This is a genomic window from Burkholderia pyrrocinia, assembly GCF_018417535.1.
Taxonomy (GTDB): Bacteria; Pseudomonadota; Gammaproteobacteria; order Burkholderiales; family Burkholderiaceae; genus Burkholderia; species Burkholderia pyrrocinia_E.
The window spans coordinates 3,018,979-3,035,419 of the sequence record NZ_CP070978.1 but is presented as its reverse complement, the minus strand read 5'-3'; the positions used below and the strand labels follow the sequence as shown (position 1 = coordinate 3,035,419).

The window sequence follows — 16,441 nt, the reverse complement described above, 5'->3', positions numbered from 1 at the left end:
ACGGCACCAAGCCGTTGATCGGTAAGGGTTTGTCAGGCGTGCGCGGCAAATGCGCGATGCGGCCGCGAATACGCGCATGCGCGTATTCGCCATGGCCTCGACTCATTGGCCCGGATGTCGTCGGCCACCTTGTCGCGAAGTTCGTCGCCCATGTGTTGGGCGTCACCGAAATACGCGGTCTGATAGTTGGGCGGCCGACACGCATGCGCAATCGTTCCGCACGCCGTCGCCAGCAACGGCACGGCGATCATTTTCCAGATCGTTCTCACCGATTCTCTCCAGGTTCTTTTTTGTCGGTCGGCAATCTGCCGCAGCCAGTGCTGCCGATGCTATCGGTGCCGTATCGCGTCACAAGTTTACCTGCCCGGCGTCGTTCGGCGACACACGCGCATATTTGACAACCAGTTGTCGTTTACGTAAACTAGTTGTCGATTCATGATGCGTATCAAATATGACGAAATCCGAGAAGTTGACCACCGTCGCGCTGTCCGTATTCCGGTTGAACGGCCTGCTGATCGAATGGGGCAACACCTTTGCCGGGCCGCACGGCTTGACCAGTGCGCGCTGGCAAGTGCTGGGCGCCATCTCGATGGCACCGGCAGCCCCGAACATCCCGCAGATCGCCGACGCGATGGGCATCACGCGGCAGGCCGTGCTGAAACAGATCAACGTGCTGGTCGACGAAGGGCTGGTCCGGTCGCTGCCCAATCCGGCGCACAAGCGGTCGCCGCTGTATGCGCTGACACCGCGCGGCGACGCGGCCTATCAGGCGGTGGTCGAGCAATGGCAACAGCATGTCCGCGACATCGCCGGCGAGTTCAGTTCGGCCGACCTGGATGCGGCGATTCGCGTTCTGTCGGCAATGTCGAGCGCGCATGGCCAGGATGGCCACGCGTGATCACTCAATCGACCCACGACCCACCGAGGTTCCCATGTCCCAGTTCAAACCGATGGATCCGAACTTTCCGATCCAGCAACAGCTCGCCATCGACGCCGAGCCGGTCGTTCTCGTCAACGTGTTCACGCTGGATCCCGCAGACGAAGTGGACTTTCTGGCGGTGTGGAAGGACGACGCCGAATTCATGAAACGGCAGCCGGGATTCATCTCGACGCAGCTTCATCGCGCGCTCGGCGACAGTCCGACTTACCTGAACTACGCGACCTGGGAATCGACGCACGCGTTTCGCGCGGCTTTCACGCATCCCGAGTTCGTCGCGAAACTGTCGGCCTATCCGTCGTCCGCCGTCGCCAGCCCGCACCTGTTCCGGAAAGTCGGCGTGGCCGGCATTTGCACTGCGTGAGCGCCCGCGCGAATCGAGGCAACACGTGGCATCGGTCGGTGTCGTGCCCGCCGATCGCGAACGCGCAGTTCTCCACAGAAAATGTTGGCAAGCTTGTGGATATCCTGCGTACCGCAACGCTAAACCCTTGATCCGATGGACTTTGGCACGCGTGATGCAGACGAGGCGCGCGCGATGCCCTTCGCGCGCGCCGCTTCGCCGCACTTCGCATCACGACGCCACGGTGGCGCACAACACGATCGCCGCACGCGTGCCGCGCCACTTACCCACAGATTTTGTTGGCAAGCTTGTGGATATCCTGCGCACGCGTGCGCTAACCCGTTGATCGGCCTCAGGTTCATGCGCCGCGTCAGCGTTTCGGCAACGCGACGCGCGAACCAGCGCAAATACGGACGATCCGGCGCAACAGCGGCGCGCCACCCGCGCCTTGACGCTCGCGCCCGCCCCGCGTCAAGATCACGCGAGCCGCACGCAGCCGCGCATCGCCGGGCTCGCGCGCCGGCGCAACGTGCCGGCCGTTCCGCCGGCGCCGCATCACGACACCTCACTCCGAGGAAGGCCATGGAACACTTCACCGCGTGGCAGTTGCTCGTCTCGCTCGTGCTCGCCGCCGTCGTCGTCTATCCGTATGTCCGCATCGTCCGGCGCACCGGGCATTCGGGCTGGTGGATCCTGACGATGTTCGTGCCGATCCTGAACTTCGTGATGTTGTGGGTGTTCGCGTTCGCGCGCTGGCCCGCCGTCGACGATCGCCAACGCTGAACGTCGCGGTGACGGGCAGGCAGGCTTGTCCACAGATTTTGTTGGCAAGCATGTGGATAGCCTGCGCATACCACGACCAAGCGCTTGATCCGAAAGGGTTTGTCCGCGCCGCCTCGAATACGGCACGCGGCCGGCAAATCGTCGGCCGCGCAGCGTTGCTCCACATGACGGGCCGCCTGCCGTGCGTGCGAACCGGCTTGTCCACAGATTTTGTTGGCAAGCGTGTGGATAGCCTGCGCATACCGCGGCCAAGCGCTTGATCCGAAAGACTTTGTCCGCGCCGCTTCAAACGCGGCACGACGGCGCGCGCGATGACGAACGCCGCCGCTCGCGGGCTTGTCCACAATTTTTGTTGGCAAGCATGTGGATATCCTGAGCATGCGCGACCTAAGTCGTTGATCGCACAACGTTTGATCTCGCGGGTCACGACTGCGGCACGGCGTGCATGCGCATCCCGCCACGCACGCCGCATCGCCCTGCTCAACCGAACGCCGCAACCACGACGCGCGCGACGTCGGCGATCACGTCGTCCTTCGCCCGCGCATCGGCACGCGCCTGCGTGTAGTACACGACCAGCACGATCGGTGCACGCGACGGCGACCACACGACGCCCGCGTCGTTCGTCGTCCCGTAGTCGCCGGTGCCCGTCTTGTCGCCGACCGTCCACCCGGCCGGCACGCCCGCGCGAATCCGCTTGTCGCCGACCTTGTTGCCGCGCAGCCAGGCCACGAGCTGTGCACGCTGCGCGGCCGGCAACGCGTCGCCGAGCGTCAGCACGCGCATGCTCGCAGCCATCGCGGCGGGCGTCGTCGTGTCGCGCAAGTCGCCCGGCAGTGCGGTATTCAGTTCGGTTTCCCATCGATCGAGCCGGAACGTGTCGTCGCCGATCGAGCGCGCGTATGCGGTCACCGCCGACGGGCCGCCGATCAGCTTCATCAGCAGGTTCGCGGCCGAGTTGTCGCTGTACTGGATCGTGGCCTCGCACAGTTCGGCGACCGTCATGCCCGCGCCGACCTGCTTCTCCGTCACCGGCGAATAGTTGACGAGATCGGCCTTTCCGTACGTCACGCGCTGTTGCAGCAATGCCGGACGCGCGACGCTCTGCGCGAGCACCGCCGCACTCAGCATCGCCTTGAACGTGCTGCAGAACGGGAAGCGCTCGTCGGCGCGATGCGCCACGCGCCGGCCGCTCGCGGTGTCGATCGCGCACACGCCGAGACGGCCGCCCGCGTCGCGTTCGAGCTGGGCAAACGTCGCCGCGGCTGCCGCGTCCGGCATGGCGGCCTCGTCCGGCGCGGCGGTCTGCGCCGACGCGCACGCGGTGACGGTCAGGACGAGCGGCGCCGTCGCGGCGGCCAGCAACAGGGTTCGACGTTTCGATGAATAGGTCATGTCGGTTGTCTCGTGGTGGAATGGCGGCGCAATGGTGGTGAAAACGGCCGGCCGCCGAGACAGCACTATCTTGACTTTACGGTTGCCTGACAAGCAACGATAATTGAGCGCTGACAAAAGAAATTCTTATGACGAAGCTCCGCCCTCATCTTCCGCTCAATGCGCTGCGCGCGTTCGAATCGTCCGCGCGCCACCTGAACTTCACGCGCGCCGGCCTCGAGCTGAGCGTGACCCAGGCCGCGGTCAGCCAGCAGGTGCGCTCACTCGAGGAACGGCTCGGCTGCACGCTGTTCACGCGGCTGCCGCGCGGCCTCGGGCTCACCGACGAGGGGCGCGCGCTGCTGCCCGTGCTCAGCGATGCATTCAGCCGCATCGAGACGGTGCTCAAGCAGTTCGACGGCGGGCGTTTCCGCGAGGTGTTGACGCTCGGCGTCGTCGGCACGTTTGCCCTAGGCTGGCTAATGCCGCGGCTGAAGCAGTTCGGCGATACGCACCCGTTCGTGGAGCTGAGGCTGCGGACCAACAACAACGTCGTCGACCTCGCCGCCGAGGGCCTCGACTTCGCGATCCGCTTTGGCGTTGGCAACTGGCCGGCGACGCGCAACGAGCGCCTGCTCGATGCGCCGCTCACCGCGCTGTGCGCGCCGGAAATCGCGCGGCGCCTCGCACAGCCGGCCGATCTTGCCAATGAAACGCTGCTGCGCTCGTACCGCACCGACGAATGGCTCGGCTGGTTCGACGCCGCGCAGCTCGAACCGTGGGCGGTCAACGGGCCGGTGTTCGATTCGTCGCGGCTGATGGTCGAGGCCGCGATGCAGGGCGCGGGCGTCGCGCTTGCGCCGGCCTGCATGTTCGCGCGCGAACTGCAGCTCGGCCTGCTCGCGCGGCCGCTCGACATCGACGTGCGCGCCGGCGGCTACTGGCTCACGTCGCTGAAGTCGAAACCGCTCACGCCCGCGATGACGCTCTTTCGCGACTGGATTACGGCCGAGGCGGCCGACACGGCGCCGGCCGCGTAACGCCGCTGCGCTTGTCCACAGAAAGTGTTGGCAAGGATGTGGATATCCTGGGTACCCGGGACCTAACTCGTTGATCGCGCACGAATTACCGCGCCGACGCACACATCGGGCAGCCCATGCGCACGGGCCTCGCACGCCGACCGCGTTCAGGCCGGATCCTCAACCATCGCGACGCAATCGATTGCGAGTTGTCCACAGATTTTGTTGGCAAGCCTGTGGATATCCGTCAGATCGAACGCGTAACATCTTGATACATAAGGGGATTCGATACGCAGACCTTGACCGGTCAACGGTGTGGCACCGGAAAGGCATTCGAACCGCTCAGCGGGCACGCGCTGCGCACCCGGCCGGAGGCCGGCCGGTTCTCCACAGAATTTGTTGGCAAGCTTGTGGATATCCTGCGCATCGGCCGCCTAACTCATTGAGCGCACGGGGGTTTGTGTTTCGTCTGCAAGATCGGGCAGCGCCGGCGCTGCCCGTCCGTCAATGCCGGTCGAGCCCGCCGCGCAATTCGCTCGCCTTGTCGCGCAGCGCCTCGTAACCCGAGCGCGCATGCTCGGGCAGGTCGGGATCGCCGATCAGTGCGCCGAGCGTTTCGATCAGGCTGAACAGGATGCCCTTCGCCGCGCCGACCGCGATGCTCTGCGATTCGATCGACTTGTGCAGGTGGTCGACCGCCGCTTCCAGATTCTCGAGCTTCTGCTCGCCGTCGTCGGGCCGGTTGTCGGTCGTCATCGTCTACCTCCGCCATCGTTCAGGGGTCATGTCACGATTCTATGCCGCTGCGCGCGAACGTGCCGCGACATCGCGCAACGTTCGCACGTCGCCGCATTACAGCACCGCGATCACCTTCACGCGGCCCGGCTGCTCCGCCGACGCGACGACCTGGCCGTCGACGCGGCGGAACGTCAGCGACACGGTTTCGTCGCCGACGCGCAGCGCGTCGATCCGCAACCAGTCGACGCCTTCCGGCAGCGTCGGGCGCTCGACGCGCACCTCGTGGCGCGACGCATCGATGCTCACGCCGAGGCACGCCTGCAGCATCATGAACGGCGCACCGGCCGCCCACGCCTGCGGCAGGCACGCGACCGGATACGCGGTCGGCGGTTCGCCGCGCCGGCGCGGGAACCCGCAGAACAGCTCCGGCAAGCGCATCTCGAAGCTCACCGCCGCCTCGAACAGCGCGCGCAACAGGTTCACCGCGGCCGTCTTGTCTCCGTAGCGCGCGAGGCCGCGGGCGATGAGCGCATTGTCGTGCGGCCACACCGAACCGTTGTGATACGCCATCGGGTTGAAGCGCGGCTGGCCGGCCGCGAGCGTGCGGATGCCCCAGCCCGTCTGGAACAGCGTCGAGCCGAGCACGCCGGCGACCGCCGCGCCGCGCTCGGCGTCGGGCAGCCCGAACGCGAGCAGGTGGCCCGCGTTCGATGCGAACACGCGGCACAGGTCGCCATGACCGTCGAGTGCGATCCCGTAGAAATCGCCTTCCGGCATCCAGAACAGCGCGTCGACCTGCTCGCGCAGCGTCTTCGCGCGCAGCGCGTAGCGCGTGGCGTCGGCCGCATGGCCGCGCCGGTGCGAGCATGCCGACATCGCATCGAACGCCGCGCACGCATAGGCCTGCACTTCGACGAGCGCGATCGGCCCGTCCGGGAAGCGGCCGTCCGCATGGAACACCGAGTCGTGGCTGTCCTTCCAGCCCTGGTTCGCGAGGCCGCGCTCCGACGTGCGCTGGTAATCGAGCAGTCCATAAGGATTGCGGTCGCACTTGTCGATCACCCATTGCGCGGCGCGTTCGAGTGCGGGCCACAGCTCGTCGATCAGCGCATCGTCGCCGGTGCGTTCGACGTACGCGCCGGCCAGCACGATGAACAGCGGAGTCGTGTCGACGCCGCCGTAGTACAGCGCAAACGGCACCTCGCCCGTCGCGGCCATCTCGCTGCGGCGGAATTCGTGCATGATTTTGCCGGGCTCCGCGTCGCGGAACGCGGACGTCTCGCGCGCCTGGTGCTCGGCCAGGAAACGCAGCACGCCGCGTGCGAGCGACGGCTGCAGCCACAGCATCTGCAGCGACGTGATCACCGCGTCGCGGCCGAACGGCGTCGAGAACCACGGAATGCCCGCATACGGGTACGGCCCCGTGTCGAGCTGCGTCGTAAGCAGCCCGAGATCCGCGAGCGAACGGTCGAGCCAGGCGTCGAACAGCGGATTGCCGGTGTTCACGCGCGCCATCGACTCGCGCCGCGCGCGCATCTCGCGATGCACGCCGACGAGCGCGGTGCGCAGCGCGACGCGGCCGCACCCGGGCGCTTCGCTGTGCGCCGGGCCGAGCGTCGCGTCGACGGTCAGGTAGATCGACACGCACGCCTGCGCGGCGATCGTCAGCGTGTAGTCGGCACGATCGACCGACAGCGCATCGGGCGCCGGCGAGAAATGCACGGTCACGTTGCGCTCGACGCCGTCGAGGCCGTCGTAGCGCAGCCGCACCGCGCCCGCGTCGACGCGCGGCGCCCCCACGGTGCCGCGCTTCGGGCGCTGCGTGCCGCGCACCTCGAACATGTCCTTGAAATCGGCCGCGAACGACAGCGACAGCGGCACTTCGGCTTCGCTCGCGCCGTAGTTCGTGAGCGTCAGCGCCTCGTAAAGCACGTCGCCCGCTAGCACGCGCATCCGCTCGATATGGATCACGCCCTCGGGCGTCTCGCGGCCGCCGAGCGGCGGCAACGGGCGGTTCGTCAGGTGCGCGGTGAACGATGCGTTGTCGGCGCTCGTCGCGCCCGACAGCAGCGACGGCGCGCGGCCGCCGAACGTCAGGCGCCATTTCGACAACACGCGCATGTCGTCGACGAACAGGCCGTCGTCGTGACCGCCGATGTCGCCGAGCGCGTCGCCGACCACGAATGCGTCGCCGGATTTCAGCACGTACTGGTTGTTGCGCGCGAGCGCCTGCGGATCGGCCTCGGGCGCGATGAATGCGGGGCCCGGCGCTGGGGTCGGGGCAGCAGGCGCGACTTGCGGCGCCTGCGTCGTCGTGGCTTCGGCGTGATTCGGCATCGATGCTCCTGTGTCGGGGCGCAACGCGCGGCGCGCATCGCGTGTTTCGCACAGGATAGGCCAGAACGGGGGGCACGCGCAGCGTCGAAACGGCCGCGATGCCAGGCGACGTTTCCGTCGCCGCATGGCATCGCGGGCCGGCGCCGATGCGCGCGTGTTACGCGCCGGTCAGAACTTCCACAAGATGTTGCCGAGCACCGCGTTGTCGCGCACGCCGCTGCCGTACTGGCCGCTGTACGTGAGGCCGAGCGTCAGGCGCTTCGTGATGTTCGCGTCGATGCCGGCTTCGAGCACCGCGCTGTCGCGCGCAATCGGCACGCCCGATACCTGGAACGACGTGCCGCCGTTCGCGAACGTGAACGCCGACGACGGCCGCACGTTGCCGAACGCATGGCGCCAGCCGACCGTCCCCCGCGCGGTGAACGTGCCGCTCCCGATCGAGCCGAGCTGCGACGCCGCGCGCAGGCCGAGCGTCGAGAAGCCGACGTGGGTCGTCTCGCCGCCGGCTCGCAACGCTGCCGCGCCGCCGCTTTCCGTATAGCCGTCGGTATGCAGGTTCACGTACGCGAGGCCCGCGAACGGTTCGATCGCGACGGGCCCGACCGGCAGCGCGTAGCCGACTTCGCCGAACACCTGCGCCGAATTCGCGTTATAGCCGGCCGAGTCGTGATCGGAGAAGCCCGCGAAGCCCGGATAACGGTCGCTGTTGATCCGGTACCACGTGTACGACGCGCCGCCGCGCACGCCGAGCGCACCGTACTGCGCGCCGCCGTACAGCGACAGGTAGTAGCTGTTCACCGACGCGGACGAACTCTGGTCGTTGTCGAGCGAGCTGTGCGTGACGCCCGCTGCCAGGCCCGCGCGCCACTTGTCGTTGAGCGCCATGTCGGCACCGGCGATGAAACCCGTCATGCTGCGGTTGATCGTCGACGCGTTGCCGTCACCGGCAAGCCGGCTGCGGCCGCCGAACGCCTGCCCCCAGACGACCGGCTGGTAAGGCGTGCCACCGTAGCAGCCCTCGCGCGAACCGATCCGGCGTTCCGGCGGCAGCGTCGGGTCGACCGCGCCGGCCGTGTTGTCGCCGCACAGCGCGGCGCCGCCCGACGACAGCGCCGCGAGCGGGCCCGATCCGGGCGCGAGGCCCTGGCGAACGCGATCGGTCACCGCATCGCGCACATAACGGCTGTCGAGCAGCAGCATGCTCTTCAGGCTCGCCTGCAGTTCGCCGTCGAGCAGCCCGTACGCGCGTCGCGCGGTGCCCACGTCGGTCGTCAGCACCGCGTCGTACAGCGGGTTGCCGGCGCCGAGCCCGCCGAGCGCGGTCGCGACCGAGCGCTGGTTCGGCGTCGTCGCGACGTCGGGCAGCGAGGTGCCGTTCTCGACCAGTCGCAGGTACACGTGATCCGGATCGTAGCTGAGCGTCGGATTCAGGAACGCGTAGTTCGCATTCACCTGGCTGAACGCACCCTGCACGCCCGACGCTGCAGTGAGGATCGTGTAGGTCGTGCTCGGCTGGTAGCCGCTCTGGTTCGCGAGCACCTGCACGGTGCCGCCGTTCAGCGTCGCCGTGCCGCCCGCGGCGACGCTGCCGCTTTGCTGCGGCGTGGCCGCGACCTGGAACGTCGAACCGGGCTGGAACGTGACGTTGCCGGCCACGTTCAGCGCCGCGCCCGGCTGCGATGCGGCCGCCGTCGCGCCGCCCTGCACCACGAGGCCGCCGACCGTGCCGGTGCCGGTCAGCGTCGCACCGTTCTGCACGGTCACGGCCGACTGGCCGAGCGAACCGTTGACGGCGAGCGTGCCCGCGCTGACCGTGGTCGGGCCGCTCAGCGTGTTCGTGCCCGTCAGCGTCAGTTGCCCGCTGCCGGCCTGCGTCAGCGCCCCCGTGCCGGACAGCACGCTTGCAACCGTCACGTTGCCGGACTGATTGAAGACCAGCGCGCCGTTGTCGACGACGTTGCCGGCAATGCTGCCCGACGTGCCGCCGTTGCCGAGTTGCAGCGTGCCGCCGGCCGCGATCGTGGTGCCGCCCGTGTACGTGTTGCTGCCGGTCAGCACCTGCGTGCCGCTCGCCACCGTGACGCCGCCCGAGCCGCCGACCGTGCCGCCGAATGCGGTGCCGCCGCCGTTCAGCGTCAGCGCGGTCGCGCCGAGACTCACGCTGGTGCCGGCACCGCCGGACAGCGCACCAACCGTCTGTGCGCCCGTCGCGCCGCTCACGTCGAACGTCGCACCCGCGCCGGCGAGATTCACCGCGCCCGTCGACGCAAGACTGCCGCCCGAGCCCAGCGCGAGCGTACTGCCGCCGTTGATCGTCGTACCGCCGGTATACGTGTTCGCGCCCGTCAGTGTCTGCGTGCCGGTACCGGCAACCGTCACGCCGCCCGCACCGCCGATCGTCCCGCCGAACGTGCCGGCGCCGTTGCCGTTCAGCGTCAGCGCATTCGTGCCGAGATTCACGTTCGTGCCCGCGGCGCCGCTCAGCGTGCCAACCGTCTGCGTGCTCGACGCGCCACTCACGTCGAAGGTCGCACCCGTGCCGGCCAGGTTCACCGCGCCGGTCGATGCGAGGCTGCCGCCCGCGCCCAGCGCCAGCGTGCCGCCGCCGTTGATCGTCGTGCCGCCGATGTACGTGTTCGCGCCCGTCAGCGTTTGCGTGCCGGTGCCCGCGAGCGTCACGCCGCCGGTGCCGCCGATCGCACCGCCGAACGTACTGCTGCCGGTGCCGTTCAGCGTCAGCGCATTCGCGCCCAGGTTCACGTTGGTGCCCGCCCCGCCGGTCAGCGTGCCGATCGTCTGCGCGCCTGTCGCGCCGCTCAGATTGAACGTCGCGCCCGTGCCGGCCAGATTCACCGCGCTGCCCGACGCGAGGCTGCCGCCCGCGCCGAGCGCGAGCGTGCTGCCGCCGTTGATCGTCGTGCCACCGGTGTACGTGTTCGCGCCCGTCAGCGTCTGCGTGCCCGTGCCCGCGAGCGTGACGCTGCCCGCGCCGCCGATCGTCCCGCCGAACGTACCGGCGCCGCTCCCGTTCAGCGTCAGCGCGTTCGTGCCGAGGTTCACGGCGGTGCCGGCCACGCCGGCCAGCGTGCCGATCGTCTGCGCACCCGATGCGCCGCTCAGGTTGAACGTCGCGCCCGCGCCGGCGAGATTCACCGCGCCGGTCGATGCAAGGCTGCCGCCCGCACCCAGCGCGAGCGTGCCGCCGCCGTTGATCGTTGTGCCGCCGGTATAGGTGTTTGCGCCCGTCAGCGTTTGCGTGCCGGTGCCGGCCAGCGTCAGGCCGCCGGTGCCGTCGATCGCACCGCCGAACGTGCTGGCGCCGTTGCCGCTCAGCGTCAATGCGTTGGCGCCCAGGTTCACGTTCGTGCCGGCCACGCCGGTCAGCGCGCCGATCGTCTGCGCGCCCGATGCGCCGCTCAGGTTGAACGTCGCGCCCGCGCCGGCCAGGTTCACCGCGCCGCTCGCCGCGAGGCTACCGCCCGCACCCAGCGCGAGTGTGCTGCCGCCGTCGATCGTCGTGCCGCCGGTGTACGTGTTCGCCCCCGTCAGCGTCTGTGTGCCCGTACCGGCCAGCGTCAGACCGCCGGTGCCGCCAATCGCGCCGCCGAACGTACTGTTGCCGCTGCCGTTCAGCGTCAGCGCGTTCGTGCCGAGGTTCACGGCGGTGCCGGCCGCGCCCGACAGCGTGCCGATCGTCTGCGTGCCTGTCGCACCGCTCAAATTGAACGTCGCGCCCGCGCCGGCGAGATTCACCGCGCTGCCCGACGCGAGGCTGCCGCCCGCACCCAGCGCGAGCGTACTGCCGCCGTCGATCGTCGTGCCGCCGGTATACGAATTCGCACCCGTCAGCGTTTGCGTGCCGGCGCCCGCGAACGTCACGCCGCCGGTGCCGCCGATCGCGCCGCCGAAAGTCCCGCCGCTGCCGGACAGCGTCAGCGCGTTGGCACCCAGGTTCACGTTCGTACCGGCCGCGCCGTTCAGCGTACCGATCGTCTGCGCGCCCGACGCGCCGCCCAGATTGAACGTTGCTCCCGCGCCGGCGAGATTCACCGCGCCGCTTGCTGCGAGGCTGCCGCCCGCACCCAGCGCCAGCGTGCTGCCGCCATCGATCGTCGTGCCGCCCGTGTACGTGTTCGCGCCCGTCAGCGTTTGCGTGCCGGTGCCCGCGAGCGTCACGCCGCCGGTGCCGCCGATCGCACCGCCGAAGGTACTGTTGCCGCTGCCGTTCAGCGTCAGCGCATTCGCGCCGAGATTCACGTTCGTACCCGCGGCGCCGCTCAGCGCACCGACCGTCTGCGCGCCCGTCGCGCCACTCACGTCGAACGTCGCGCCCGCACCCGCGAGGTTCACCGCGCTGCCCGACGCGAGGCTGCCGCCCGCGCCGAGCGCCAGCGTGCTGCCGCCGTCGATCGTCGTGCCGCCGGTATACGTGTTCGCGCCTGTCAGCGTTTGCGTACCGGTGCCTGCAACCGTCACGCCGCCCGCACCGCCGATCGTCCCGCCGAACGTACTGCTGCCGCTGCCGTTCAGCGTCAGCGCATTCGTGCCGAGGTTCACGCTGGTGCCGGCCACGCCGGCCAGCGCGCCGATCGTCTGCGCGCCCGATGCGCCGCTCAGGTTGAACGTCGCGCCCGCGCCGGCCAGGTTCACCGTGCCGGCCGATGCAAGGCTGCCGCCCGCACCCAGCGCGAGCGTGCTGCCGCCGTCGATCGTCGTGCCGCCCGTGTACGTGTTCGCGCCCGTCAGCGTTTGCGTGCCCGCGCCGGCGAGCGTGACGCCACCCGTGCCGCCGATCGTCCCGCCGAACGCATGGTTGCCGCCGCCGCTCAGCGTCAGCCCGTTGCCACCCAGGCTCACGATCGTGCCGGCCGCGCCGCTCAGCGCGCCGATCGTCTGCGCGCCCGATGCGCCGCCCAGGTTGAACGTCGCGCCCGCGCCGGCGAGATTCACCGCGCCGCTCGACGCAAGGCTGCCGCCCGCACCCAGCGCCAGCGTGCTGCCGCCGTCGATCGTCGTGCCACCCGTGTACGTGTTCGCGCCCGTCAGCGTCTGCGTGCCGGTGCCGGCCAGCGTCACGCCACCGGTACCGCCGATCGCGCCGCCGAACGTGCCGCTGGCGGTCCCGCTCAGCGTCAGCCCGTTGCCGCCCAGGTTCACGTTCGTGCCGGCGGCACCGCTCAGCGCGCCGATCGTCTGCGCGCCGGTCGCACCGCTCAGATTGAACGTCGCGCCCGCGCCGGCCAGGTTCACCGCACCCGTCTCCGCGAGGCTGCCGCCCGCGCCGAGCGCGAGCGTGCCCGCGTTGATCGTCGTGCCGCCGGTGTAGGTGTTCGCGCCGGTCAGCGTGGTGGTCGCCGCGCCGTTCTTCACGAGGCTGCCCGCCCCGGCGATCGCGCCGCTCAACCCGAGCGCGTTGCTGCCGCCCAGCGTGAGCGCGGCACCCGTGCCGAGATTGACCGCGTTGCCGACCGTCAGGCTCGCATTCGTATCGAGCGTCGCCGCGCCGCCGACGTTCAGCGCGCCGGTGCCGAGTGCCGCGGCGTTGCCGAGCACGAGGCCGCCGCTGTTCAGGTTCGTGCCGCCGGTATAGGTATTCGCACCGTTCAGCGTCTGCGTGCCGGTGCCGGCCAGCGTCAGGCTGCCCGTGCCGCCGATCAGGCCGCTGAACGCGCCGCTGGCTGTGCCGCCCAGCGTCAGCGCGTTGCCGCCAAGGTTGACGTTCGTTCCCGCGACGCCCGACAGCGCACCGAGAGACTGCGCGCCCGTTGCACCGCTCAGGTCGAGCGCCGCGCCCGCGCCGGCCAGGTTCACCGCGCCGGTCGTCGCGAAGCTGCCGCCCGCGCCCAGCGCGAGTGTGCCGCTGTTGATCGTCGTACCGCCGGTGTACGTGTTCGCCCCCGTCAGCGTCGTGGTCGCCGCACCGTTCTTCACGAGTGCGCCCGCGCCGGAAATCCCGCCGCTCAGCGCGAGGGCATTGCTGCCGCCGAGCGTCAGCGTCGCGCCGCTGCCGGCGAGGTTGACGGCGTTGGCGACCGTCACGCTCGCGTTCGTATCGAGCGTCGCCGCGCCGCCGACGTTCAGCGCGCCCGTGCCGAGCGCCGCGTTGTTGCCGAGCACGACGCTGCCGCTGTTCAGGTTCGTGCCGCCCGAGTAAGTGCTCGCGCCGTTCAGCGTCTGCGTGCCGGTGCCGGCCAGCGTCAGGCCGCCGGTGCCGGAGATCGCGCCGCTGAAGGTGCCGCTCGCCGTACCGCCGAGCGTCAGCGCATTGCCGCCGAGGCTCACGCTCGTACCCGCCGCGCCCGACAGTGCGCCGATCGCCTGCGCACCGCCCGTGCTGATGTCGAGCGCCGCGCCGGCGTTGGCGAGATTCACCGTGCCCGTTGCCGCGAGGCTGCCGCCCGCGCCGAGCGCCAGCGTGCCCGCGTTGACCGTCGTGCCGCCGGTGTAGGTGTTCGCGCCGGTCAGCGTGGTGGTCGCCGCGCCGTTCTTCACGAGGCTGCCCGCCCCGGAAATCGCGCCGCTCAACCCGAGGTTGTTGCTGCCGCCGAGCGTCAGCGCGGCGCCCGTACCGAGATCGATCGCGTTGCCGACCGACAGGTTCGTGGTCGTATCGAGCGTCGCCGCGCCGCCGACGGTCAGCGCGCCGGTGCCGAGCGCCGAGCCGTTGCCGAGCACGAGCCCGCCGGCATTCAGCGTCGTGCCGCCCGTATAGGTGTTCGCGCCGGACAGCGTCACCGCCGCCGCGCCGTTCTTCACGAGACCGCCGCCGCCGGCGATCACGCCGCCCAGGCCGAGACTGGTGCTGCCGCCGAGCGTCAGCGTCGTGCCCGTCGCGATGTTGACGCCGTTCGCGAGCGACACGTTGGTGGTCGCATCGAGCGTCGACGAACCGTTGACGTTCACCGCGCCGAGGCCGAGCGACGTATTGCTGCCGACGACGAGGTTGCCGCCGTTCAGGTTCGTGCCGCCCGTGTACGTGTTCGATCCGGTCAGCGCTTGCGTGCCGGTGCCGGACAGCGTCACGCCGCCCGTGCCGCCGATCGTGCCGGCATAGGTCGCATTGCCGCTGCCGTCGAGCGTCAGCGAATTGCCGCCCAGGCTCACGTTCGTGCCGGCCGCGCCGGCCAGCGAGCCGATCGTCTGCGCGCCCGTCGCGCCGCTCACGTCGAACGTCGCGCCCGCGCCGGTCAGGTTGACCGTGCCCGTCGCCGCCAGACTGCCGCCCGCGCCCAGCGCGAGCGTCCCGCTGTTGATCGTCGTGTCGCCGGTATACGTGTTCGCGCCCGTCAGCATGGTCGTCGCTGCGCCGTTCTTCACGAGGCCGCCGGCGCCGCTGATCGAGCCCGCCAGCCCGAGACTGTTGCTGCCGCCGATCGTCAGCGTCGAGCCGGTGGCGAGATTGACCGCGTTGCCGAGCGTCACGTTCGTGCTCGTGTCGAGCGACGCGTTCGTGTTGACGTTCAGCGCGCCCGTGCCGAGCGATGCCGTGTTGCCGACCACCAGACCGCCGCCGTTCAGGTTCGTGCCGCCCGTGTACGTGTTCGCACCGGACAGCGTCAGCGTGCCGCCGTCGTTCTTGGTCAGCGCGCCGCCGCCCGACACCGTGCCCGACAACGTGAGCCCGTTGGTGCCCTGCACCGTCATTCCGCCGGCGTTGAGCGTCACGTTGTTGGCGACGTCGAGTCCGGCCGCGCCCGCCTGCAGCGCGCCGCCATTCGCCGTGACGTTGCCGGTGCCGAGCGACGCGTTGTTGCCGACGATCGCGACGCCGCCGTTCAGCGTCGCGTCCTGCGCGGTGGACGCGCCGTTGATGGTCCAGTTGCCGGCGTTGACGTCGAGGTGGTTGAAGTTGATGTAGTTGTTGACCGCGATCGTGCCGTTCGTCGTGGCCCCCTGCTGCAGCACGAGCGTGTTGTTGCCGCCCGCGCCGCCGTCGACGACGCCCGTCGCCGCCACGCCGATCGTGATCGGGCCGACCGTGATGTTGAACGCACCGCCGGTGCCGCCCGCCGTGTTGACCGACGAGCCGGTCACGGCATTGAACGTGTTGGTGCTGTTCGCGCCCATCGACACGCCGCCGTTGATCGTACCGGAGTTGGTAAACGTATTGCCCTGCCCGGGCGTGCCGTTCGAGCCGAACGATACGCGGCCGGTGATCGTTCCGCTGTTGCTCATGTTGACCTGGCCGCCGCCGTATGCGGCGACCACGGGCGCGTCCGCGCCGACGAGGGTCGCACCGACCAGCGGGCTGGAGCCGATCGTGCCGGTGTTCGTGATGTTCGACGTGCCGCCCGTGCCGTTCTGGACCGACAGCGCCATGCCCGTCACGCCGCTGATCGCCACCCCCGTCGAGCCGTTCATCGTGCCGTTGTTGATGACGGTCGTGTTGCTCGCCGACGCGTTGCCGACCACGGTCCCGCTCGACAGCACGCCGAGCCCCGTGCCGAGCGCGGACGGGTCGATCGTGCCGTTGTTGGTCAGCGTGACGCCGTTGCCGGTCAGCGACATCGCGGTGCCGCCGACGCCGAGCAGCACGCCGACGCTCGCGCCGGGGTTGACCGTCACGTTCAGGTTGTTCGCGCCGTTCGAGTAACTGGGAGCCAGCGGGTTCGCGACACCGGAACAGGTCACCGTCGTGCCTGCCGAGCTGCAGGTCGCCTGGGCGGGAACGATGCCGGCGCCGGACAGCGCCAGGAAAACACCCGTCGGCAGCAGCAGTCTCGGGAACGGCTCGCCGGCTTTTTTCGAACGCGCAAGGTTCATGCTTTCCCTCATTTTTTTCTTTGATATTGGCATTGCGCCTACGCCGAACGGCATGCAGCAGAAAATCGCGGTCAAAAGCGTGCCCGCCGGCGGTCGCGATGCGACGTCGGTTTATTCATGGATGAATTTTTAATCGGCCCCGGGTTGCGG

10 protein-coding genes are annotated in these 16,441 nt (G+C 69.6%); 5 read left to right on the top strand and 5 right to left on the bottom strand.

Features of this window, described 5'->3' with window-relative positions; translation table 11 throughout:
* Window positions 1-32: 32 nt before the first annotated feature.
* The gene (locus JYG32_RS31725; RefSeq protein ID WP_174384069.1) at window positions 33-251 is read right to left on the bottom strand and encodes a hypothetical protein; all 219 of its coding nucleotides are present in this window, start codon (window positions 249-251) and stop codon (window positions 33-35) included.
* 200 nt (window positions 252-451) lie between these two features.
* On the opposite strand from JYG32_RS31725, the gene JYG32_RS31720 reads away from it, so the two are divergent.
* The 3 genes from JYG32_RS31720 to JYG32_RS31710 all read left to right on the top strand — a co-directional run bounded on the left by JYG32_RS31720 (window position 452) and on the right by JYG32_RS31710 (window position 2,063).
* Window positions 452-898: a MarR family winged helix-turn-helix transcriptional regulator gene (locus JYG32_RS31720; RefSeq protein ID WP_213266240.1), complete on the top strand. Its 447-nt coding sequence runs from the start codon at window positions 452-454 to the stop codon at window positions 896-898.
* 34 nt (window positions 899-932) lie between these two features.
* Window positions 933-1,301, top strand: coding sequence for an antibiotic biosynthesis monooxygenase family protein (locus tag JYG32_RS31715; protein ID WP_213266239.1), 369 nt, complete (start codon window positions 933-935; stop codon window positions 1,299-1,301).
* A gap of 561 nt (window positions 1,302-1,862) precedes the next feature.
* Window positions 1,863-2,063, top strand: a complete 201-nt coding sequence (locus JYG32_RS31710) for a hypothetical protein (protein ID WP_213266238.1) — start codon at window positions 1,863-1,865, stop codon at window positions 2,061-2,063.
* Window positions 2,064-2,543: 480 nt separating this feature from the next.
* On the opposite strand, the gene blaPEN-bcc is transcribed toward JYG32_RS31710, so the two are convergent.
* Window positions 2,544-3,455: a PEN family class A beta-lactamase, Bcc-type gene (gene blaPEN-bcc / locus JYG32_RS31705; protein WP_213266237.1), complete on the bottom strand. Its 912-nt coding sequence runs from the start codon at window positions 3,453-3,455 to the stop codon at window positions 2,544-2,546.
* Between the two features lie 128 nt (window positions 3,456-3,583).
* Here blaPEN-bcc and penR point away from each other — a divergent pair, with 128 nt between their 5' ends.
* A complete protein-coding gene (penR, locus tag JYG32_RS31700) occupies window positions 3,584-4,474 on the top strand; it encodes a beta-lactamase transcriptional regulator PenR (protein WP_213266236.1) in 891 nt (296 codons plus the stop codon).
* A gap of 483 nt (window positions 4,475-4,957) precedes the next feature.
* Here the strand turns inward: penR and JYG32_RS31695 are convergent, their stop codons facing one another.
* The 3 genes from JYG32_RS31695 to JYG32_RS31685 form a co-directional block, all read right to left on the bottom strand.
* The gene (locus JYG32_RS31695) at window positions 4,958-5,209 is read right to left on the bottom strand and encodes a hypothetical protein (protein WP_034180596.1); all 252 of its coding nucleotides are present in this window, start codon (window positions 5,207-5,209) and stop codon (window positions 4,958-4,960) included.
* Window positions 5,210-5,305: 96 nt separating this feature from the next.
* Window positions 5,306-7,528 (bottom strand): amylo-alpha-1,6-glucosidase, encoded by a 2,223-nt coding sequence (locus JYG32_RS31690; RefSeq protein ID WP_213266235.1) that lies wholly within the window; start codon window positions 7,526-7,528, stop codon window positions 5,306-5,308.
* A gap of 168 nt (window positions 7,529-7,696) precedes the next feature.
* On the bottom strand, window positions 7,697-16,291 hold the full coding sequence (locus JYG32_RS31685) for an autotransporter-associated beta strand repeat-containing protein (protein WP_249744795.1): 8,595 nt from the start codon (window positions 16,289-16,291) through the stop codon (window positions 7,697-7,699).
* Here JYG32_RS31685 and JYG32_RS39505 point away from each other — a divergent pair.
* A complete protein-coding gene (locus JYG32_RS39505; protein ID WP_283842734.1) occupies window positions 16,290-16,424 on the top strand; it encodes a hypothetical protein in 135 nt (44 codons plus the stop codon). The genes JYG32_RS31685 and JYG32_RS39505 overlap by 2 nt on opposite strands.
* Window positions 16,425-16,441 lie beyond the last annotated feature (17 nt).

Coding starts and splice junctions, on each gene's coding strand:
- JYG32_RS31690 (WP_213266235.1), bottom strand. CDS start 7,528: ATGCCGAATCACGCCGAAGCCACGACGACGCAGGCGCCGCAAGTCGCG.
- JYG32_RS31720 (WP_213266240.1), top strand. CDS start 452: ATGACGAAATCCGAGAAGTTGACCACCGTCGCGCTGTCCGTATTCCGG.
- JYG32_RS31710 (WP_213266238.1), top strand. CDS start 1,863: ATGGAACACTTCACCGCGTGGCAGTTGCTCGTCTCGCTCGTGCTCGCC.
- JYG32_RS39505 (WP_283842734.1), top strand. CDS start 16,290: ATGCTTTCCCTCATTTTTTTCTTTGATATTGGCATTGCGCCTACGCCG.
- JYG32_RS31715 (WP_213266239.1), top strand. CDS start 933: ATGTCCCAGTTCAAACCGATGGATCCGAACTTTCCGATCCAGCAACAG.
- JYG32_RS31725 (WP_174384069.1), bottom strand. CDS start 251: ATGATCGCCGTGCCGTTGCTGGCGACGGCGTGCGGAACGATTGCGCAT.
- penR (WP_213266236.1), top strand. CDS start 3,584: ATGACGAAGCTCCGCCCTCATCTTCCGCTCAATGCGCTGCGCGCGTTC.
- JYG32_RS31685 (WP_249744795.1), bottom strand. CDS start 16,291: ATGAACCTTGCGCGTTCGAAAAAAGCCGGCGAGCCGTTCCCGAGACTG.
- blaPEN-bcc (WP_213266237.1), bottom strand. CDS start 3,455: ATGACCTATTCATCGAAACGTCGAACCCTGTTGCTGGCCGCCGCGACG.
- JYG32_RS31695 (WP_034180596.1), bottom strand. CDS start 5,209: ATGACGACCGACAACCGGCCCGACGACGGCGAGCAGAAGCTCGAGAAT.